The sequence below is a fragment of the Chryseobacterium nepalense genome (assembly GCF_023195755.1).
Lineage (GTDB): Bacteria > Bacteroidota > Bacteroidia > Flavobacteriales > Weeksellaceae > Chryseobacterium > Chryseobacterium nepalense.
Genome location: NZ_CP096203.1, coordinates 2,868,109 through 2,890,498, shown reverse-complemented (window position 1 = coordinate 2,890,498; position 22,390 = coordinate 2,868,109). Strand labels below are relative to the sequence as shown.

Annotated in this window: 20 protein-coding genes; 13 read left to right on the top strand and 7 right to left on the bottom strand. The window is 35.9% G+C overall.

Going from position 1 to position 22,390, the window contains the following annotated elements; genetic code table 11:
* Positions 1-99 precede the first annotated feature (99 nt).
* Together M0D58_RS12845 and M0D58_RS12840 are read left to right on the top strand one after the other, a co-directional pair.
* Positions 100-2,013, top strand: coding sequence for a S8 family serine peptidase (locus tag M0D58_RS12845; protein ID WP_248390026.1), 1,914 nt, complete (start codon positions 100-102; stop codon positions 2,011-2,013).
* A 276-nt stretch (positions 2,014-2,289) separates the two neighbouring features.
* Positions 2,290-2,988 carry a hypothetical protein gene (locus tag M0D58_RS12840; protein WP_248390023.1) on the top strand — a complete coding sequence of 233 codons (699 nt, stop codon included), beginning with the start codon at positions 2,290-2,292 and terminating at the stop codon, positions 2,986-2,988.
* A gap of 199 nt (positions 2,989-3,187) precedes the next feature.
* Here M0D58_RS12840 and M0D58_RS12835 read toward each other — a convergent pair whose 3' ends face one another.
* From M0D58_RS12835 to M0D58_RS12820, 4 genes are all read right to left on the bottom strand, one after another.
* Positions 3,188-3,844 carry a hypothetical protein gene (locus tag M0D58_RS12835; RefSeq protein WP_248390020.1) on the bottom strand — a complete coding sequence of 219 codons (657 nt, stop codon included), beginning with the start codon at positions 3,842-3,844 and terminating at the stop codon, positions 3,188-3,190.
* A 4-nt stretch (positions 3,845-3,848) separates the two neighbouring features.
* On the bottom strand, positions 3,849-4,421 hold the full coding sequence (locus tag M0D58_RS12830) for a DUF6705 family protein (protein WP_248390017.1): 573 nt from the start codon (positions 4,419-4,421) through the stop codon (positions 3,849-3,851).
* Between the two features lie 17 nt (positions 4,422-4,438).
* Positions 4,439-6,043 (bottom strand): hypothetical protein, encoded by a 1,605-nt coding sequence (locus tag M0D58_RS12825; RefSeq protein WP_248390014.1) that lies wholly within the window; start codon positions 6,041-6,043, stop codon positions 4,439-4,441.
* 217 nt (positions 6,044-6,260) lie between these two features.
* Positions 6,261-6,428 (bottom strand): hypothetical protein, encoded by a 168-nt coding sequence (locus tag M0D58_RS12820; protein WP_248390011.1) that lies wholly within the window; start codon positions 6,426-6,428, stop codon positions 6,261-6,263.
* Between the two features lie 15 nt (positions 6,429-6,443).
* Here M0D58_RS12820 and M0D58_RS12815 point away from each other — a divergent pair, with 15 nt between their 5' ends.
* Positions 6,444-7,184 (top strand): DUF6261 family protein, encoded by a 741-nt coding sequence (locus tag M0D58_RS12815; RefSeq protein ID WP_248389997.1) that lies wholly within the window; start codon positions 6,444-6,446, stop codon positions 7,182-7,184.
* A 255-nt stretch (positions 7,185-7,439) separates the two neighbouring features.
* On the opposite strand, the gene infB is transcribed toward M0D58_RS12815, so the two are convergent.
* The 3 genes from infB to rimP all read right to left on the bottom strand — a co-directional run bounded on the left by infB (position 7,440) and on the right by rimP (position 12,245).
* On the bottom strand, positions 7,440-10,448 hold the full coding sequence (infB, locus tag M0D58_RS12810) for a translation initiation factor IF-2 (protein WP_248389994.1): 3,009 nt from the start codon (positions 10,446-10,448) through the stop codon (positions 7,440-7,442).
* Between the two features lie 78 nt (positions 10,449-10,526).
* Entirely contained in the window at positions 10,527-11,762 is a 1,236-nt protein-coding gene (gene nusA, locus M0D58_RS12805) for a transcription termination factor NusA (protein ID WP_248389991.1), read from the bottom strand.
* Positions 11,763-11,777: 15 nt separating this feature from the next.
* Positions 11,778-12,245 carry a ribosome assembly cofactor RimP gene (rimP, locus tag M0D58_RS12800; RefSeq protein WP_248389988.1) on the bottom strand — a complete coding sequence of 156 codons (468 nt, stop codon included), beginning with the start codon at positions 12,243-12,245 and terminating at the stop codon, positions 11,778-11,780.
* A gap of 210 nt (positions 12,246-12,455) precedes the next feature.
* On the opposite strand from rimP, the gene M0D58_RS12795 reads away from it, so the two are divergent.
* The 10 genes from M0D58_RS12795 to M0D58_RS12750 all read left to right on the top strand — a co-directional run bounded on the left by M0D58_RS12795 (position 12,456) and on the right by M0D58_RS12750 (position 22,388).
* Positions 12,456-13,769: a UDP-glucose dehydrogenase family protein gene (locus M0D58_RS12795; RefSeq protein ID WP_248389985.1), complete on the top strand. Its 1,314-nt coding sequence runs from the start codon at positions 12,456-12,458 to the stop codon at positions 13,767-13,769.
* Positions 13,770-13,773: 4 nt separating this feature from the next.
* Positions 13,774-14,853, top strand: coding sequence for a dTDP-glucose 4,6-dehydratase (gene rfbB / locus M0D58_RS12790; protein ID WP_248389982.1), 1,080 nt, complete (start codon positions 13,774-13,776; stop codon positions 14,851-14,853).
* 10 nt (positions 14,854-14,863) lie between these two features.
* Positions 14,864-15,727, top strand: coding sequence for a glucose-1-phosphate thymidylyltransferase RfbA (gene rfbA / locus M0D58_RS12785; RefSeq protein ID WP_248389979.1), 864 nt, complete (start codon positions 14,864-14,866; stop codon positions 15,725-15,727).
* A gap of 163 nt (positions 15,728-15,890) precedes the next feature.
* Positions 15,891-16,739, top strand: a complete 849-nt coding sequence (locus M0D58_RS12780) for an ABC transporter permease (protein ID WP_248389975.1) — start codon at positions 15,891-15,893, stop codon at positions 16,737-16,739.
* A gap of 33 nt (positions 16,740-16,772) precedes the next feature.
* Positions 16,773-18,008 carry an ABC transporter ATP-binding protein gene (locus M0D58_RS12775; protein ID WP_248389971.1) on the top strand — a complete coding sequence of 412 codons (1,236 nt, stop codon included), beginning with the start codon at positions 16,773-16,775 and terminating at the stop codon, positions 18,006-18,008.
* Positions 17,999-19,324: a glycosyltransferase gene (locus M0D58_RS12770; RefSeq protein ID WP_248389968.1), complete on the top strand. Its 1,326-nt coding sequence runs from the start codon at positions 17,999-18,001 to the stop codon at positions 19,322-19,324. Before M0D58_RS12775 ends, M0D58_RS12770 begins: the two co-directional genes overlap by 10 nt.
* Before the next feature lie 3 nt (positions 19,325-19,327).
* A complete protein-coding gene (locus M0D58_RS12765) occupies positions 19,328-20,146 on the top strand; it encodes an SDR family oxidoreductase (RefSeq protein ID WP_248389965.1) in 819 nt (272 codons plus the stop codon).
* Complete coding sequence (locus M0D58_RS12760) at positions 20,131-21,111, top strand: ATP-grasp domain-containing protein (protein ID WP_248389962.1); 981 nt, start codon at positions 20,131-20,133, stop codon at positions 21,109-21,111. Before M0D58_RS12765 ends, M0D58_RS12760 begins: the two co-directional genes overlap by 16 nt.
* Positions 21,112-21,759 (top strand): HAD family hydrolase, encoded by a 648-nt coding sequence (locus M0D58_RS12755; RefSeq protein WP_248389959.1) that lies wholly within the window; start codon positions 21,112-21,114, stop codon positions 21,757-21,759.
* Positions 21,756-22,388: a NeuD/PglB/VioB family sugar acetyltransferase gene (locus tag M0D58_RS12750; protein WP_248389956.1), complete on the top strand. Its 633-nt coding sequence runs from the start codon at positions 21,756-21,758 to the stop codon at positions 22,386-22,388. The genes M0D58_RS12755 and M0D58_RS12750 overlap by 4 nt, the downstream gene beginning before the upstream one ends.
* The last annotated feature ends 2 nt before the right edge of the window (positions 22,389-22,390 follow it).

Below are 22,390 nucleotides of genomic sequence, written 5' to 3'. Positions count from 1 at the left end.
TAAAACCGCCAAATTTTTTGAACAAAATTTTATGTAAAATAATTATATGAACTAATATAATAACATATTTTACATATATTTGCCAAAAATAGTGTTAAAATGAAAAAATATACTCTTTGTGGATGGTTAATTCTCGCCTCTTTCATTGCTAAGGCTCAAACACAGGAAGAAAGAAGAGAAATTGCCAGCCATTCTGACCAGATTGCTAATCAGTTACTTCTAAAATCGTTAAATACTGAAGAATATCAACGTAAGATTAGAATAGAACAATATCTACAGCAAAATCCAAATGTTAAAAAAATAATAAAGTTTGGAGATATGGGAATACAGGAATTAATGGATGTATTGCCTAATGGAGAAAAAATATATGCATGGACTACTAATTCAGGTGCTGCTTACACTGCAAGGGCAAATCAGTTATATAGCGGCGGGAGCCTCGGCATAAACATTCAGGGTCAAAATATGACTGCTGCTATTTGGGATGGAGGCAATGTGCGGAATACACACCAGGAGTTTATGGTGGGAACAAACAGCAAAATAACATTAGTGGATGGTACTAATTTTCAAGAGCACCCAACGCATGTTGCCGGTACGATTTGCGCCCAGGGAATAAATCCTGATGTAAGAGGTCTTGCATTTAACGCCTCTTTATTATCACACGATTGGACAAATGATTTAGCCGAAATGTTAGATCAGGCATCTTCAGGATTACTAGTTTCCAATCATTCCTACGGAATAGGACAATTAAGCAGTTTATGGTTCTATGGAGCCTACGATTCCAGAGCTCGTCAAATTGATAATATATGTTTTAACAATCCATATTATCTTCCAGTTGTTTCAGCTGGTAATGACCGTAATTCGACTACAGCGCCAGGATCAATTCAAATAAACAGCAAAGAAGGATATGATATGATTTTTGGTCATGGGAATGCAAAAAATATTATTACTGTTGCAGCCGTAAATCAGGTTTTAAATTATGTCAATCCGTCTAACGTGTTAATGTCTCCATTTAGTAGCTATGGCCCGTCTGACGATGGTAGAATTAAACCAGATATTTCAATGAAAGGAGTAAATGTCTTATCTACCTTATCTACTTCTGATACTGCTATCGGGTATATGTCAGGAACCTCAATGGCATCACCTGGAGTTACCGGTGTAGTTGTTCTGCTACAGCAATACTACAATCAGCTTTATGGTAATTTTATGAGGTCAGCAACAGTTAAAGGATTAATTCTTCACACTGCTGATGAGGCAGGCACAACGATTGGTCCGGACTATAGATTCGGTTGGGGACTTATTAATGCACAAAAGTCTGCCATTGCAATTCGTGATAAAAACTCCAGTACAAATTCTAAGAGCGTTATAGAAGAACTTACCCTTAATAATAATGCTACTTACACCAAAACGATAACAGCCAGTGGCACAAGTCCATTAAAAATATCCATTTGCTGGACAGATCCACAGGCACCTGTTAGCAATAATGGAGATGTAGATCCAACTACTAAATATTTAGTGAATGATCTTGACATTAAGGTAACTCAAAATGGCGTTGATTACTATCCATGGAAACTTCAGGGCATGTCTAGTCCATCGCTACCTGCTACCAACACTGGGACAAATAATGTTGATAATTTTGAAAGAGTAGATATTAATAATCCCTCCGGAACATATACAATTACTATTACACATAAAGGAAATCTATTTGGGAATAACCAAAAGTTCAGTTTAATCGCAACATCTGATAATCTGGGCACACTTTCTACTTCCGAAGCTATTAAAGCTAATGACAGCAAAGTTGATTTTTACCCTAATCCTGCGAAGAATTACATTCAGATTAACGAGAAAGATAAAGATTTGTTAATTAATGTTTATGATGCTTCAGGAAAATTAGTAATAACTTCTAAGCTAGTTGATAACAGAATTGATATCAGTCATTTAACTAAAGGAAACTATATAGCAAATTTCATTAATAAAAAAGGAGAAATTAAAAGCTTCAAATTTATTAAAGAATAAACAACAGTTCGTTTAAAAAATAAAAAGAGTTTCTCGCATTTGTGAGAAGCTCTTTTTTTATTACAAACCATATGTAATCCTCTTATTATTCCGAATGCGATATTCGCTGGAAACATTTTATGCTCCAAAAGATAATCGATATTTGCATTTAATACAAATAAAACTATATTCAAATTATCTCAATTATTAAAATTAAATTCTCATTAATAAATAAGCATAACTTATAATAATAATAATAATAATATATTTTGTAATTTTACAATAAAGTTTATAAAAATGACAAAAAAGATTATAGGTATTATTATATTAATATCATCATATACTTTATCTGCACAGCAATTAACCGCATTATCATACAGTGGTGGACAATTATCCACGGGAGGCTCAATGTTTAAAGTAGATTCTCCAGGCTCAAAAAGGGGGTTATCATATGATGAAATTAAAGGTACACCTTATTTAGACAAAACATTTTCTCCGGCAAGATTTATTATTTCTGATAAGATGAATGCTGAAACAGCACCTGCACGCTATAATGCCTATTCTGATAATATAGAATTTCTGAAAGGAGATGAAGTTCTGGCCCTTTTACCTGAGAATCCTTTTACAAGAGTTGAATTCACTGATACGAAGCAAGTATTGGTGAAATTAAATATTGACGATGATTTGAAGGGATATTTTTTTGAGATAGCAAGTGGCAAAAACTCACTATACAAAAAGGTGAAAGCTAAATTTAATGATTTTGTGCCTGCACCAAATTCTTATGCGACGGATAAGCCTGCTAATTTTAATATCTTACCTCCGACTTATTATATTAAAACAGAAAAAGGATTTATCAAGCGTCCAAACAATAAGAAAGAAATTATCGAACAATTTCCTGAAAAAAAAGAAGCTCTAAACAGTTTTCTTAAGGAGAATAAAATTCGATTTGATAAAGAAGAAGATCTGAAAAAACTGGTTAATTTTCTAAATCAATAAAAGTTTATCCAGAATTATAGTGTTAAATTTTCCTTCTGGATTATAGAAAGAGATTGTTTCTTGTGAGACAATCTCTTTTATTCTTACTGCTTTGTAAAAACCATCTCCAAAGGAAAAGTACTTCCCAGATAAACCGTGGTAGAATGTTCTCTTAGTAAGATAATTTTTCACTCTCCCAAATATCTTTTTTTCTTCAAATTCAGAAAACAAATGCTTGAGTGACTGCTATATATTTTTTCCTTTTTTTATAGTATGGTTTTACAAACTCAGGCATAGAGTAATGTTTTGTATTATAAAACGAGTCGTTGATTATCATTTTTACCCTTTCAGAATTTTTTATTTTCTTAGGAAATACTTTTTTATAATTAATAAAAGGGTAATTATTTTTATAAGGCAAAACCCACTTATTATTTTTAATCGGGTAGACTTTCTCTACAAAACTTTGACACCACATATTTTCTAATCTTATAACACCAATAAGAACATATTGACTTTTTTTTGCTTCTTGAATTTCAAAGATTGGGGGCTCAGAGATATATGTCGTATGAACAGAACTTAACAGTTTTTCATCATACTGTCCTTTTATTACTTTTATAACCTTGTAAGTTGTTTGGCTTTCAATACTTTCTCTCAAAGGAACATTTCTTTTCATTAACGGTAAAAGAACAACATCATCATCTATTTTAAAAAAATCATGCTCATATTTATAACTGGGAATAATAATTCTATTGCTAAGTTTTAATTCTTGTTTTTCTTCTATTTTTTCTCCTATAAAAAAAAATTGATATCGATATTCATATTTCTGTGAATATGTAAAACAATAAATAAAGTTTAAGATAAATATAGCAACCTTCATATTCTTACTGCTTTGTAAAAACCATCTCCAAAGGAAAAGTACTTCCCAGATAAACCGTAGTAGGTGTTCTCCCAATGTGATAAGTGCCTTCTCCTACTTTACCAGTAAACTTCATTTGTGTGGTTGAGAGTTTTTTTAATATTACTATAAAACTTTTCTCTTTTTTGACATCCTTAAAAAAAGAAGCTACAACGCCGCCTCCACATTCTATGTCAAATTCGACTTTCAATCCATAGTCATCCATCAAATTATCTCCAGAAGTATCTATGATTGTCAACCCATTTTCTTTATATACATAATAACCAACCAATCTGTCAGCGTAATAATTATCTGTACCTGAAGTATAGTGATATTTAGTCTGTTTAATCAATGTTAGAGTCATTTCTTTGTTTCCTGATGTCCATTTCCATACACCTAAATAGGGCATAATTATATTGCTTATATCTTTCAAATACAGACTTCCATCATTTAAGTTAATAGAATTATGATTGCAAACATCAGTAGCGTCAATAATGTTAGCCTGACTTTTACAGTTAATAGTTAACAGTAATATTATTAATAAAATTAGTTTATTCATTTCTTTGTTTTTTCAAATTATAAAGGACAATCATCTGTTTTCACTGTTCCGTCGGGATCTAATTTTAATTTACCCCATGTGGTATTGTTTCTTCGGTATAAACTGATTCCATTTCCGAAACTCTGAATAATCCTCAAAAATATCTTTTCAGACTTTTCTTTATCGTGAGGAATTTCATCCTTCATTCCATTTATCTTATAAATTCTTTTCATTTTGTTATAAGCCTTTGCTTGTTCATCCTTAGAAAAGTTTCCGCTACCAATGGTTGTAAATTCTGCAAAGAAAGCATCTAAAGCAGCAATATTATCTGCTTTCAGGGCATATACTTCGCCGTTATAGCATGCAAGGTAATAAATATAATATGGTTTAACCGCAGCATCCAAATATTTGTAATGATCATAGAAGTCTACCAGATCAAGATAAGAAGGAGCCAGAAAAGCAGACTTCACCGTATGATTGTGCATCACTGCAATATCAGAGTTAGTAATTCCTGTTTTTACAGCTTGTACGTTGGGGCCTATTTCTTTTGGCATAACGTAGGTGTTATAAACAAGCTGTCCGTGATCATTGGTTACGACAACAGCAGTTTCATGCTCATCATACCCGTTTGTCGATGGCATCACCCGTGTTTTTAAGTCATCAAGTTTATCCTGAAACACCGTATCATTAGAGTTTCTTTTGAGCATTGCACAGGGTGTTATACTTTTAGTAGGCAAAGTTGGCTGTGTAGGTATTCCGCCGCCACATCCTCCATCACTTATATCATAATTGGGGGTTTGGGGAGCCGTCAGGCCACCGTTGCAGTTTCCGACTTCATTGGATGGTAAGCCGGTGTTTCCGCTGCCATCATTTTCACCGCTTCCTAGTCCTCCCGGTGAGGTTCCGGGGCCGGTTGTACCCGGACCGGTAGATCCACCAGGAGTACCGTCGTCTCCTATCGCTTTACAATCTCCTACAACCAGTACAATCAATTGAGATAAAGTTTTTGCATTACAGGTACCGGTACCGGGCTCTCCGCTTCCCGCAGGCTCACCATGTGAATGCACCCCTTCACTGCAGGTTGTATAATGAGTATCTATAGTCCAGGTACATACCGTGCTTTTAGAAAGTTGGCCGCCACCGTTGAAAGTGCCTTTTTGCAGATCGGTAACAGTCACTTTATTTTTGGTATCTACAAAGCCCCCATTCATCAGGATTTGCTTTTCCTGTAAGCTAAGATTGTAAGAAAACAAAAGCTCTCTGTAAGTGCCATCGGTAAGAGGGCTCAACACGAGATTCTCAACAGGAGCATCTGCCGGAGCATTTTCCCGCTTGATATTGAATGTGTAGGTATGGTAATTGGGTCCGTTTTCGATATACGTTACATCATCGGTATCGATGGAAATACCGTTTCCGTAATTTACTGTTTTTGCCTGAGCATTCATCACGGTTTTTACCTTCTCAATTTCAGGAATAAGCTTCAGTTTGTGTATTGCTTCGTCCAGGGAAATTCGCTTCGAGATAAGCTGGAATTTTGAGCTGTTGTGGTAGTTGTCGTTTTCATTGAACTGGTCAGTTCTGCAGGAATACACAGAAAGGCTGACCAGAAGAGTCAGGCAGAGCCTGAAAAATAGAGTCTTCATCCTAATGGTTAATGTTTTAATGGTTAAATATATCACTTTTTTATAACTCAACAAATAGGTGACAAATATTCGAAAAATATACGGAAGAAAATTACTGGTTTCCGGATTATATTATTAAAAGAAATTTTTATGTACTTTTGGAAAAAATACAATGCGCCATGACATTAGTTGAATATTGTATGACTGAAAAGCGCAGGTAGAGTTATGGATAAGTCAGTCACAGGATGCGAAATAATATTCCCTGTTTCCGGAAAGCTTCCCGCACCCCTGCAAGAGGTTTTCCGGAAGGTGGGAAAGTCTGCCGCACCCCTGCAACAAGCATTCCGGTAAGCGGGAAATATTGCCGCAGTACTGTAACAAAGATTCCGGCAAAAAAGAAAAACAAAAAATATTTTAAAATATGAACACAATTGAATTAAAATTACTTCGTAACGCAGAGTACCTGCAATATGTGAAAGATTATTTAGGTATTATCAACCTGAATAACTCTATACAGTTAGGGATCGAAGCCAAACTCAATGCTTTTGCCGGGAAAATTACCGAACTGGAAGCCCTGTACAAAAAAGCAATGGCAAGCGAGAAAACTCAGGAACTTTTGATACTGGATGAAAGAAGGGATAATGCCGTCAACGGAATCTACTATTTCCTGCTCAGCCAAACCTACCATTATGAAGCTGGCAGACAACAGCAGGCACAGCTTCTGCTCTCCAACATGGAACTTTACGGCAGCGGTATTGCCCGACTGAATTACCAGGCAGAGACAGCTACCCTCAACAACATCATACTCGACTGGCAAAGTAAACCCGAACTTACGGATGCTGTTTCTACTTTTAATCTTTCAGCTTGGGTAAACGAACTGAAAACCGTCAACGAAGAATTCAACACGAAATATCTTTCCAGAACCCAAGAATACGGTGATGCAAACCCGGAAACCATCAAGCTGAAAAGGGAAGAAACGAATACTGCCTATTATGCATTAAGGGACAGGATTGATGCGCTTCATCTCCTGGTGGAAACTCCGCCTTCGCCATATGCTACCGTTATCAATCAGCTTAACGCATTAACGGATCAGTACAATAAGCTTTTGGTGAACAGAACGGAAAGCTCCAATTTAGGGAATGCGGAAAACCCGTCTGTTTAAATACATTCGCCAAATCTCGTGATGTATATTTTCAAACTTCTTATTTTTTGACTTTATTCGTCGCTTCGAATAGATTTTGAAAAATTGTATTGAGAAGTTTATTGAATGAAGAACGTCATCTGTTCACTGGTTCTCGATACATCCCGATTTCATCGGACACCCAAACTGACGTTCATGTTTTCAAACAAATTGACATAAAAAAAGCTCCGCCCGCATCGAAGATGCGGGCGGAGCTTAATAATATACAAAATTAAATTACTTCAATTTCTTCTTAACAGCTACTTCTTCGTAAACTTCCAGAATATCACCGGTTTCGATGTCGTTATATCCTTTCAGGTTCAATCCACATTCGTATCCTTTTGTGACTTCTTTCACATCGTCCTTGAAACGTTTTAAACTTTCAAGCTCACCATCGAATTTCACAATGCCATCTCTCAGTAAACGTACTTTGGACTGTCTCGTAACTTTTCCTGTAAGAACCATACATCCTGCAATAGTTCCCACTTTGGAAATTTTGAATACTTCACGTATTTCCACATTACCGATTACCTGCTCCTGAATTTCCGGAGAAAGCATTCCTTCCATCGCTTCTTTTACCTCATCGATAGCTTTATAGATTACAGAATAGGTTCTGATCTCGATTTCTTCTCTGTCTGCAAGATCTTTGGCATTAGCACCGGCTCTTACGTTGAATCCGATAATAATCGCATCAGATGCTGCCGCTAAGTTAATATCAGATTCTGTGATCTGACCAACCCCTGAGTGAAGAATTTTAACACTGATCTCTTCTGTAGATAATCTCTGTAACTGGTCAGAAAGTGCTTCTACCGAACCGTCCACATCACCTTTAAGGATAATATTCAATTCTTTGAATTCTCCTAGAGCAATACGTCTGCCTAATTCTTCAAGAGTCGTATGTTTTTTAGTTCTGATTGATAGTTCTCTCTGTAGCTGTTCTCTCTTGTTGGCAATGGCTTTACCTTCACTTTCATCAGCATAAACCCGGAATTTATCACCTGCTGTAGGTGCTCCATCCAGACCTAAAATAGTTGCCGGAATGGAAGGACCTGCTTCAGAAAGATTTTTACCCCTTTCATCAAGCAAAGCTTTTACTTTACCGTGATTTTTACCTGCCACCACATAATCTCCAACTCTTAAAGTTCCGGTTTGCACCAACATCGTTGCTACATAGCCTCTACCCTTATCAAGAGAAGCTTCAATAACCACTCCGTTTGCAGAACGATCAGGATTTGCTTTTAATTCAAGTAATTCGGCCTGTAATAAAACTTTCTCAAGCAATACATCCACATTGTTACCAAATTTAGCTGAAATTTCCTGTGCCTGAACATTTCCACCCCATTCTTCTACCAGGATATTCATCCCGGAAAGCTGCTGACGAATATTATCAGGATTTGCATTCGGCTTATCAACTTTGTTGATGGCAATAATCATTGGTACCCCTGCAGCCTGTGCATGGGAGATTGCTTCTTTTGTCTGAGGCATTACATCATCATCGGCAGCAATTACGATAATTGCAATATCAGTAACCTGTGCACCTCTCGCTCTCATCGCCGTAAACGCTTCGTGACCCGGTGTATCTAAGAATGTAATTCTCTGTCCGTTTTCCAGTTTCACATTATAAGCACCGATGTGCTGCGTAATTCCTCCGGATTCACCGGCAATTACGTTGGTTTTTCTGATATAGTCAAGTAAAGATGTTTTACCGTGGTCAACGTGACCCATTACGGTTACAATCGGAGCTCTTGGAAGAAGATCTTCTTCAGAGTCGATTTCCTCTTCTGCATCAGATTCTCCAAGATCAGCATCTGAGAATTCAATTTTATAACCGAATTCGTCTGCTACTAATAATAAGGTATCAGCTTCCAGTCTCTGGTTCATCGTAACCATAACTCCTAATGAGAAACATGCAGAGATTACTTCTGTAGGAGACACGTTCATTAAACTTGCCAATTCACCAACCGTGATGAATTCAGTTACCTTTAATGTTCTGTCTGCTGCATCAATTTCCTGCTGACGTTCGTCCTGCTCTCTACGGAAGTTCCTTTTATCTTTTCTGTGTTTTGCAGATTTGGATTTACCTCCTTTATTCGTAAGTTTTTCAAGGGTTTCCTTGATTTGGTTTTTTACTTGTTCATCAGTTAATTCAACAGGCATTGTTCTTTGACCAGGTCTGTTTCCGCCTTGTCCGCCTCTGTTGAATCCACCTCTGTTTCCTCCTTGGCCTCCTTGTCCTTGAGGACGGTTTTGACCACCTTGATTATTGTTTCCAAAACGGTTTCCACCTTGGCCACCTTGTCCCTGAGGACGGTTTCCTTGTCCGCCACCCTGGTTATTGTTTCCAAAACGGTTACCGCCTTGTCCACCCTGACCCTGGTTACGGTTTCCACCCTGACCTCCTTGACCTTGCGGACGATTTCCCTGACCTTGGTTATTACCTCCCTGTTGGTTATTGTTTCCACCTTGTGGGTTTTGTCCCGGCTTCTCAATTCTTTTTCTCTTCTTTTTAGCACCTGCGCCTTGTTTAGGAGCAAACTGCGTTAAGTCGATTTTTTCCCCAACGATTTTAGGTCCGTCAAGCTTTTGGTAAACGGTTTCAATTTTCTGAGGTTCCTGTTGATCATCATCCTGCTTTGGAGCTTCCACTTTCGTTTCTACAGGTTTTGGAGCCACTTCCTCAGCTGGTTTAGGTGTTTCTTTCACCGCTTCAGGTGCTTTTTCCACAGGTTTTTCCTCTTCTTTTTTATCTTCTGTTTTCGGTTTGTCTTTTTTCACGGGTCTGTTTCGGGACTCGATCTGAGACAAATCTATTTTATCCAGAACTTTGAATTCCTGCTTTTCAGGTGTTGCTTTAACTTCAGGAGCAACTTCTTTTTTCTCTTCAGCCACAGGTTCCGGCTTTGGAGCAGGAGTTTCTTCCACTTCAGGTTTTTTAGCCTCTAAGTCTATTTTCCCTAAAATTTTAGTTTCCGGTTTATTAGCTTTAGCTCTTATTACTTCAGGGGTTTTCTTTTCTTCAATTTCCAGTTTTTCTTCCGGAACTTTTGTGATCACCACCTCATGGGAAGCCTTGCGCTGTTCGCCGTCCTTGGCAAACTCAGCCTCCAATGCAGAATATGCCGCTTCTTCTAATTGAGCGTTAGGATTGCTTTCAACCTCAATGCCTTTTGACTGTAAAAATTCTACTAATCTGGACATGGAAATGTTGAATTCCTTAACCGCTTTATTTAATCTAATTTTTGGCATCTATATTATTTACTGTTTTTTAATTCTTAAAATTAAAGTATTTCTTTTTTACTGTTTATTAAAATTTATTTACAAATCTTAATCTTCAAATTCTTCTCTCAGAATACGTTTCACTTCTTCAATGGTTTCCTCTTCAAGATCTACCATATTCAATAAACTTTCGGTTTCTTTATCCAAAACCGATTTTGCAGTGGTAAGCCCCACTTTCTTGAATTCATCAATAATCCACTGATCAATATCGTCATTGAATTCTTTCAGTTCAACATCATCATCTTCACTGGCTTCTCTGTGTACATCGATCTCATAACCTGTCAGCCAAGAAGCAAGTCTGATATTCTGACCTTGTTTTCCGATTACTTTGGAAATCTCTTCAACCGGAGTGTATACTAACGCATACTGTTGTTCCTCGTTGATGTCAATTTTATTGATGGTAACATTTCCTAAAGCTCTCTTTACCAAAATTTCAGGGTTTTTAGACCACTGGATCACATCGATATTTTCATTTCTCAATTCTCTTACCACACCGTGAATTCTTGATCCCTTCACCCCTACACAAGCTCCTACCGGATCAATTCTGTCGTCGTAAGCATCTACTGCAATTTTTGCTTTCTCACCAGGAATTCTCACTACTTTTTTCAAAATAATCGTTCCGTCCTGGATTTCAGGAATTTCCAGTTCTAATAATTTCTCAAGAAATTTAGGTGCAGTTCTGGAAATAATAATCTGTGGTTTTGACCCTTTGAAATCTACTGTTTCTACAATAGCTCTGATATTTTCTCCTTTTTTAAAGAAATCGGAAGGAATCTGATTTTCTTTGGGAAGTATAAATTCATTTCCTTCATCATCAAGCAGAATTACGTGCTTGTGGCGAATATGGTGAATTTCTCCTACAACAATCTCTCCGATTCTGTCTTTGAACTGCTCATACAGCATAGCATTGTTGTGCTCCTGCAATTTCGTAGCCAAAATCTGCTTCAGGGTAAGAATATTTCTTCTTCCCAACTGTGCAACAGGAATTTCCATGGTAAAATCTTCTCCTACTTCAAATGTTGGATCGATCTTTTTAGCTTCGGAAATTTCTATTTCAAGATCATCGTCTTCAGACATCTCGTCTTCTACAATGGTTTTATTTAAAAATATCTGAAAATCTCCTTTATCAGGATTCACAATCACATCAAAATGATCATCCGAATCGTATCTCTTTCTTAAAAGAGTTTTCAGTGAATCTTCAATAATTGCCATAAGATCAATCTTACTGATTCCCTTTTCGTCTTTAAAATCACCAAAGGATTCAATCAACGCTATATTGTCCATGTATTCTTTTTTCTTTTAAAATTTAATTGTTACTAATGCTTTTTTAATGTCTGAGTATGGAATTTCCTTTTCCTCCTCTACATCTACTTTACCTTTACCAATATCTTTTGGTTTGCGATACCGCAGGATAAGTGTAATCTTTTCTTCGTCTGCTTTTACCAGCTCTCCTTCAATTTTTGAAGAGTCATTCATTAAAACTTCAATCTCTCTTCCGATATTTTTAGCAAACTGTCTCTGAGTGGCAAGCGGCTCACTCAGACCGGCAGACATTACCTGAAGACTGAAATCATGTTCTTCACGGTCCATATTGAATTCTATTGCACGGCTTGCATCAAGGCAATCCTGCAGAGAGACTCCGTTGTCGCCATCCAAAATCACTGTAATATCATCTCCGGGAGAAATTTTCAGATCTATAAGAAATAAATCTTTTCTGGTTTCCAGAAAATCATTTAATAATTCTTCAATTCTTTTTCTAAACTCCATATGTTATTTAAAATGATGATTTACCCGTACGAAAAAAGGCTTTCTTCCGAAGGCCTTCCCATTTTTTTCCGTAAATCCAATGCAAATATACGAATATTTCTCAGAAATGCAAAATATCTTATTATCAATACAATAAGTTAATTATTATTTAAAACATTACCATGATGGTATTTTTATTACTTTTGTACTAATTTTAAAAATACATTTACTTTGAATATTACTATTGTAGGAACAGGTTATGTAGGATTAGTCACAGGAACGACTTTAGCAGAACTTGGAAATTCAGTATACTGTGTAGATATTGATGAAAAAAAAGTTGAAGGGATGAAAAACGGCATAGTTCCCATTTATGAGCCGAATCTTGAGGAGATGTTTTTAAGAAATATTCAATCCGAAAGATTATTTTTCACAACCGATTTAAAAAAAGCATTAGACAAAAGCGAAGTAATCTACCTTGCTTTGCCAACCCCGCCGGGAGAAGACGGATCTGCAGACCTTTCTTACGTTCTGAAGGTTGCTTCCGATATCGGAGACATGATGACCGGTTATAAAGTTATTGTAAATAAAAGTACCGTTCCTGTAGGTACTGCCGATAAAGTAAGGGAGGTTATTGAATCTAAAACCCAAATTCCTTTTGACGTGGTTTCCAATCCGGAGTTCCTGAGAGAAGGTTTTGCCGTTGAAGATTCTATGAATCCTTCAAGAGTGGTTGTAGGCTCTAGTTCGGAAAAAGCAAAGGATATTATGGCAAAAATCTATCAGCCATTTACCAACACCGGGATTCCTATTATATTTATGGATGAAAAATCATCCGAACTCACAAAATATGCAGCCAATTCATTTCTTGCCGTAAAAATTACCTTCATGAATGAAATTGCCAACTACTGTGAAAAGGTGGGAGCAGATGTAGATAAAGTTCGTCTGGGAATGGGAAGTGATGACAGAATAGGCCACAGATTCCTGTTTCCTGGAATCGGGTATGGTGGCAGCTGTTTTCCAAAAGATGTAAAGGCTCTGATAAAATCAGGAAAAAATGAAGAGTTTGACTTTCAGATTCTGGAGGCAACTGAAAAAGTGAATGCCGCACAAAAAGTAATCCTAGTTGGAGAAATTGAAAAATATTTCGGCGGAAGCATTGAAGGAAAAACAATTGCAATGTGGGGCTTGGCTTTTAAAGCAAATACCGACGACATCCGCGAGGCGTCTTCACTTGATAATATTTCCATTTTATTGCAAAAAGGCGCAAAAATTGTTGCGTATGATTCCGTTGCAGAAAATAATGTAAAAAAAATTCTTGGGAATAAAATTCATTTTGCCAAAACCATGTACGAAGCAGTGGAAAACGCAGATGCCTTATTCATTGCAACGGAATGGCCCGAATTCAAAAATCCTAATTTTGAACTCATGGCTAAAAAAATGAAAAACAAAGCTGTTTTTGACGGAAGAAATATGTATCCTTTGGAAATTCCCGAGCAAAACGGATTCTATTATAAAAGCATTGGCCGCAAAACCATTATAAATTAAAAAAATGAAAAATATAATCATTACAGGCGGTGCCGGATTCATCGGTTCGCATGTGGTAAGAGAATTTGTAAAAAATAATCCTGAGATTACCATTATCAATCTGGATGCGCTTACTTATGCAGGAAATCTTGAAAACTTAAAGGATATTGAAAATGAGCCTAATTATGTTTTCGAAAAAGCAGATATTACCAATCCTGAAGAATTAAGAACAGTTTTTGAAAAATATAATCCTGATGCGGTTGTACATCTGGCAGCAGAAAGCCATGTAGACAGAAGCATCACGGACCCAATGGCATTCATCAATACCAACGTAAACGGTACGGCGAATCTTTTAAATTTATGTAAAGAATTCTGGACACTTAATCCCGACCACACCCATGGAAGATTCCCGAATGAACAAAGAAAAAATCTTTTTTATCATATTTCTACCGACGAAGTGTATGGAAGTTTGGGTGAAACCGGATTCTTTTTAGAAACAACGCCGTACGATCCACAGTCTCCTTATTCAGCTTCAAAAGCAGCATCCGACCATCTGGTGAGAGCTTATGGAAACACCTACGGAATGCCTTTTATCGTATCAAACTGTTCAAATAATTATGGTCCCAACCATTTTCCTGAAAAGCTTATTCCACTTTGTATTTCAAATATTATCAATGAAAAACCTTTGCCAATTTACGGTGACGGTAAATATACCAGAGACTGGCTTTTTGTAATTGATCACGCAAAAGCAATCCACCAGATTTTCAATAAAGCCAAAACGGGAGAAACCTACAATATCGGAGGATTCAACGAATGGCAGAATATTGATCTGGTAAAAGAACTTATCCGACAAATGGATGCAAAACTGAACAGACCGGAAGGTTATTCTGAAAAGCTGATCACGTTTGTAAAAGACAGACCGGGCCATGATAAACGCTATGCTATCGATGCTACGAAACTGAATAAAGATCTGGGATGGAAGCCGTCGGTAACTTTTGAAGAAGGATTGGCCAAAACCATCGACTGGTATCTGGAAAATAAAGAGTGGCTGGAAAATGTAACAAGCGGAGACTATCAGAAATACTACGAAAAACAATATCACTAAACACAATACAATGAAAGGTATTATTTTAGCAGGAGGTTCAGGTACCAGACTTTATCCTCTTACCATTGCAGTCAGTAAACAACTGATGCCTATTTATGACAAGCCGATGATTTATTACCCGCTGTCTACTTTATTATTAGCCGGGATAAAGGATATTCTGATTATTACAACACCCCATGATCAGGAAGGTTTTATCAAGCTTTTGGGTGACGGCTCACAAATAGGATGTAACATCCAATATGTAGTGCAGCCAAGCCCGGACGGACTGGCACAGGCCTTCATTCTGGGCGATCAGTTCATTGGAAACGACGCCGCGGCGTTGGTTTTGGGTGATAATATTTTCTATGGCTCCGAGATGGGAACTTTGCTTAAAAATAAAACTAACCCGGAAGGTGGGGTTGTTTTCGCATACCACGTCTCAGATCCTGAACGGTATGGAGTGGTAGAATTTGATGATGATTTTAAAGCGGTTTCCATTGAAGAAAAACCACTGAAACCAAAATCCAATTATGCTGTTCCAGGATTATATTTTTATGACAATGAGGTTGTTGAAATTGCAAAAAACATACAGCCTTCCACGAGAGGTGAACTTGAAATCACCGATGTAAATAACGTTTATCTTAATAAAGGAAAGCTTGAAGTAGGCGTTTTAGACAGAGGTACTGCATGGCTTGATACCGGAACTTTTGAGTCTCTGAATGATGCGTCGGAATTTGTTCGGGTAATTGAAAAAAGGCAGGGATTTAAAATCGGTTGCATTGAAGAAATTGCCTTCAGAAACAAATTCATCAATGAAGAAAAGCTGTTGGAAACAGCGGTAAAATATGGAAAAAGTGGCTACGGCGAGTATTTAAAACAGCTGGTAAATAAATAAACGGAATAAGTCCACCAAAAACAGCATTTTAATTGGTTTTCACAATATAATATGTTCCCATATTGAAGATAACCTTTAATTTTTTTAACCTAATAATAAATTTTTAAGAATAAATATACTACATATAAGAAAATAATATAAATTTGCAATAAACATAACACAAATGAATGAACCACAAAAAAAGTGGACCGAAATAATTGAAGCCCGGCATTCTCTGCTCGATTTAAAATTAAAAGAGGTATGGAATTACAAAGATCTCGTTTACATGTTTGTAAAAAGAGATTTCATATCTGGTTTTAAACAGACAATTTTAGGTCCCATCTGGTTTTTTATAAACCCTATCTTTACGACAATTACTTTTCTCATTGTTTTTGGCAAAATAGCACGGCTGCCTACAGATGGCGCACCACCTTTGTTATTTTATCTTTCGGGGGTCACCCTCTGGAATTATTTTTCTTCGTGCCTTCTGGGTACATCTTCCACTTTCGTAGGAAACGCAGGCATTTTCGGAAAAGTATATTTCCCAAGACTTGTAACGCCTGTATCTATTGTTATTTCAAATCTTATGCGTTTCGGGGTACAGTTTCTGTTATTCCTTATGGTCTGGATATATTATTTATTTAAGGGAGCAATTCATCCCAATATATGGATGCTGGCAACACCATTCCTTATTATTCTTATGGCGTTTTTTGCATTAGGCACAGGAATGATATTCTCTTCCCTGACCACAAAATACAAAGACCTCAGCATGCTTTTGGTATTTGGAGTGAGCCTGTACATGTATGCAACTCCTGTAATCTATCCTACGTCATCCTTACCCGGATTTTTTAAAAAGCTGGCTTTTTACAATCCATTAACAGGGATTTTTGAGTGTTTTAAACATGCATGGCTGGGAACAGGAGACTTTTCTCCTCTAATGCTTGCAGTAAGCACATGTATTATTCTTTTACTTTTGATGGCGGGAACCCTTATATTCAATAAGGTGGAGAAAACTTTTATGGACACCGTTTAAAAAAATTTTATTAACATTCCCAATACTATTATTATGCTGGCTTTAAAAGCAGAAAATATATCGAAACAATACAGATTAGGACAGGTAGGCACCGGGACTCTCTCTCATGACCTCAACCGTATGTGGTACAAAATCAGAGGAAAGGAAGATCCTTATCTAAAGATCGGCGAGGCAAATGACAGAACTATACAAGGTGAATCTGACTATGTATGGTCTCTGCAGGACATCAATTTTGAAATTGAGCAGGGCGACGCTGTAGGTATTATCGGAAGAAACGGTGCCGGCAAATCTACTCTTTTGAAATTATTAAGCAAAGTCACCAAACCTACAACAGGAAAAATATATACCCATGGTCGAATTGCATCGCTGTTAGAAGTAGGAACAGGTTTCCATCCTGAAATGACAGGCAGAGAGAATGTATTTCTGAACGGCGCCATCCTCGGAATGACCCGAAAAGAGATTTGTAGAAAATTTGATGAAATAGTGGATTTCTCCGGAGTGGAAAGATATATTGATACTCCCGTAAAAAGATATTCGTCCGGGATGTATGTACGCCTTGCTTTCGCAGTTGCTGCACATCTGGAATCTGAAATTCTGATTGTAGATGAAGTTCTGGCAGTAGGAGATGCAGAGTTTCAAAAAAAATGCCTTGGGAAAATGGGAGATGTAACGAAAGGAGAAGGAAGAACCGTACTTTTTGTAAGCCATAACATGACGGCCGTGAAGCAGCTTTGCACATCCGGAATATTGATGAAAAACGGCAAGATAGCTCATCGGGGAGACATCAACAGTGTATTAGAAAATTATATTATCAATGAACTGTCCCCTAATATTGAATTTAGATACATAGAAGACCTTAGCAAAAAAGCCCAGATTAAAAGAGTTAGGATATATAATAATAAATCTGTAGAGACAACGGAGTTTGGCCATAATGAAGATATTAATCTTGATATAAGCTTCATTAACAGGGATGTAAATAAAGGCATTAGAGTAAATATTGCCATTTTAGATAAATTTGAAAATGTAATATTCATTACAAGAAAAGTTTTCGAAGAAAAAAATGAAAACAATTTTATTTTAAAAATAGAAGGCGGCAAATTAATCCCAAATACTTATCTGCTTTCCTTGGCAATAGATACCCCTTCAGTAGAACTTTACGATATTGTAGAGGGAGGTATCCAGCTTAATATCATCGAAACAGGACATGAAAATTTTCTTGCCGGAGACACAGACAATGGCATTATAACTCCCCCTGTAATATGGATGTAATAGCAATGGATAAAAAAAATATATTAATACTTTCAACAGGTGATGTAAATGGCGCATATGAAGCCGCTTATAAAGTTGCCCATATTATCAAAAATATGGGACATGATGTCGTCATGTGTGTAAAGCATAAAACAAAGAATGAAAATTTCATAAAGCAATACAGGCATTTATCTCTTTCATCAGCGAAGGCCAATCTTGTTATGAGAATTGTGAATAAAATCAAAAATAAGATCAGTCCTGTAGAGCCATCAAAAGTCATCAGTACAGATATGAAATACTCCTTTTTGAGCAAAAATGAAGCATCAGAAAATATACATATTGAAAGTATGCTGAAAATTGTAGGTTTTACACCTGATTTTGTCTTTACAGGAATGACAATTGATTTTCTCAACAGTACAGATATGCTTAATATATATAATGCGACCAAAGCGAAAATATACAATATTACGGTAGATATGAATCATTTTACAGGAGGATGCCACTATTCCTGGGGATGTGAAGGCTACATCAAAGGATGTGGTAAGTATTGCCCTGCAATTACAAAAGAACATGAAAAAATAACAGCCAAAAATAATTTTGAAAGAAAATATGAAAATGCTCAAAAAGCCAATTTTCAAATTATCGCTGGTTCAGGGCTAACCTTACTCCAAGCCCAAAATTCAAAAATATATAAAAGCCAGAAAACAATTCATAACATTAATAGCCTGATTGATACAAAACTGCTTAACAGTAAAAATAAATCCATTGCCAAAAAAGTATTTTCTCTATCCAATGATTGCTTTTATATTTTAACAGGAGCTCAAAATATGGAAGATCCAAGAAAAGGATTTTCTTATCTTCTTCAGGCGCTTGAAATGCTAGACATAGAACTGCCAATGCAAAAGAAAGAAAAAATAGTGCTTTTGGTGGTTTCCAATAGTGTAAATGAAGAATTTGGCAGAGTTACCTTTAAAAAACAGAAAATAGATTATATAAAAGATTACAGACTATTATCCTTATTATATCAGGCTGCTGACCTTTTTATTAACACATCTATTGAAGATTCAGGCCCTATGATGGTATCTGAAGCTCTCGCCTGTGGAACACCTGTAGTAGGCTTTGATACAGGAATTCTTACCAACATGGTGATAGATGATTATAACGGGTATAAAGCTCCTGTAATGGACAGCAGAAAATTAGCAGAAGGAATAAGAAAAGTCTTTGAACTCAATAAAGATGATTATGAAAATTTTTCTAAAAATGCTGTAAGGCAGGTTGAAGAATTTTCTTCTTACGAATATGCTGAAGAGATTTTCAAGCAAATTCTTGAACAATAAAAGATGAAAAAGGTATTAATTTTCGGAGCTAACAGTTTGCTTACAGCCTATCTTCTAAAACAACATTCGGAAGATCATGTTTCTGTTGTTTATCATAGTCAGCCATCTCGATTGACAGATAAAAACCATCCACTTTCTGATTTTAAAAAAATTGATCAGAATCAAGATGTTGTATACATTTTAAGCGCGTTGATATCCAATGATCCTGAACAGCTGGATAACATATTAAATATTAACATTCTTCTCATTAAAAACATTACAGAACATTTTGCGAATTCTAAAATAGTGTATTTTTCGAGCGTTGCTATATATGATGGAATACATAGTGGCACCATAAATAATGGTACTACTCCATCACCATCATCATTATATGGCTTAAGTAAGCTTTTTGCTGAAAAAATAGTTGAAAAATGTTCAAAATATGCTATTCTCAGAATTTCATCGATATATGGCTTATCCATGAAAGAAAATACTTTTTTACCAAAAATTGTTACTTCCGCAATAGAAAACAATAAAATTGAACTTTTAGGTAAAGGCGACAGAAAGCAAAACTATATTCACGCAGAGGATGTTGCTCGTTTGGCAAAAAAACTATCGCTTGAAGATAAAAATAAAATCATATTGGCAATATCACCCGATAATTATACGAACCTTGAAGTTGCTGACTTTATCAAGGAACTAACAGGCTGTAAAATTACTTTTCATGGGAAAGACTTTTCAAGATCTATAGAATATTTTGAAAATGACCTCAGTGTCAGCAGTCATGCATTTATACCAATAAAACAAGGATTAAAGGAATTAATTGAATGGAAAAAAAAATAGTTTTAGTTACAGGGATCGGAGGAAATGTTGGCCAGGGAATTTTGAGAAACATTAAAAAAACTCAATTTCCCATAAAGATTATTGGTTGTAACGTCACTGATTTTTCTGCCGGCAATTATCTTTGTGATACCTTCTATAAAGTACCTTATGCAATGGATGAGGATTATATATCCGCCATTAACTCTATTGTAGAAAATGAAAAAATTGATCTGATCATTCCTTCCACGGATTATGAGGTTTATTATCTTTCTTTATACCAAAATAAGCTAAAGACTAATGTGGTTGTAAGCGGCCTAGAAACTTCAAAAAATTATTTAGATAAGTATTTAACATTTCTGCATCATAAAAAAAACAATCTCCCTTTTGCGCAGTCATATCTGCCTGGTGATTATGAAAAAGGAAAATTTGAAAATTATATTATAAAGCCCAGAGAAGGCAGAGGTTCAAGAGGAATCCACATCAATCCTTCTGATATCAAATCTTTTGATGACAGTTACGTTGTGCAAGAATTAATAACAGGGAGAGAGATTACCACCGCTTTTTATGTTTCGAAAGAAAAAACTTTACATGGATTTATTACTCTTGAAAGAAAATTGGAAAACGGTGCTACAAATGAATGCTTTGTAAACCGGATGTATGATAAGCAACTTCAGGATATTTTAGAAAAAATGATTTCCTGCAATCACTTTATAGGAAGCGCAAATCTTCAGTCTATGGTAAGGGAAAACGGAGAAATTGTTCCTTTTGAGATTAATTGCAGAATATCCGGAACCAATTCTATCCGTTCTAATTTTGGCTTCGAAGACATTAAATATACTTTAGAAGAGCATTTGTATCAGATTCCCCCTTCTGAACCAAATATTACCGATGGTAGTGCCATAAGAATCATGTTGGATATCATTTATCCTCACAACAGTAATATTAGCGAATTAAAAGACAATTCATCACAACATTATATTTTTTAAATGAACAAAATAACCCGAATAATTCTTTTTGATGCAGCCAATACGCTAATTTACAAACCTACCCTGTATTATAAAATACAAAGCGTTCTGGCAAAGTATTCATATGAAATTGAAGAAGCAAAACTTCAGTATCATCATAAGCTTTTATCGGAAATTATAAACTTTCCCGACAGAACGTCAAAAGAATTTTATAAAGACTTCAACACAGAACTTTTGTTATCGTTAGGTATTATTCCTTCAGAAGAAATATTAAATGAGATTTTTACTGCATGTTCATATTTAGAATGGAAAGCTTTTGATGATTTATCCATATTGAATGAGCTTCCGATAGAAAAAGCCGTTTTATCCAATTTCAACAGTAATTTAGGCAGTATACTTGATCAGTTGATAGGCCGGAACATCTTTTCTGAAATAATAATTTCTGAGAATGAAAATTATAGAAAGCCTTCTTTAGAGTTTTACGAATTAGCTCTAAAAAAGTTAAATGTGAATCCAGAAGAAGTTCTTTATATCGGAGACTCTTTAAAATTGGATATTATTCCTGCCAAAAAACTGGGTTTCAAAACCTTATTAATTGACAGACAACATATATTTTCCAACTTTACGGATAGAATAAGCAATATGAAAGATATTATTAATTATTTATGAAACAGATCGCAATCATAGGTTCAGGGCATTTAGGCCAGCAGATTCTGTATCACATACATTCTGATACAGAGCATAAAGTTGTTGGCTTTTTTGATGATTTTCAGGAAAAAGGAAGCACCATAAAGAATATCCCAATATTAGGAAACACTAATGATGTTGAAGATATTTTTAAACAGAATATTTTTGATGAACTGATTATTGCCATTGGTTACAAACATCTAGAATTTAAAAAACAACTCTTTGAAAATTTCAAAAATAAAATCCCTTTCCACACTTTTATACACTCAACAAGTATCGTTGATCCTACAGCCAAAATAGGTCAGGGAACCGTTATATATCCTAATTGCATGATTGATCAGGATGTTGAAATAGGTGACAATGTCATGATCAACATTTCATGCTCTGTTGCCCATGATTCGGTGATAAACAAACATTGTTTCTTATCTCCATCAGTAAGCATCGCCGGTTTTGTAAATATCTCAGAACTTTGCATTCTTGGGATCAACAGCACCGTTATCGACAATATAAACATCTCAGAAAAAATCCAGCTGGGAGGAGGCACCGTAGTAATAAAAAATTTAGATACACTAGGATTGTATGTTGGTAATCCTGCAAAATTTATAAGATAGAT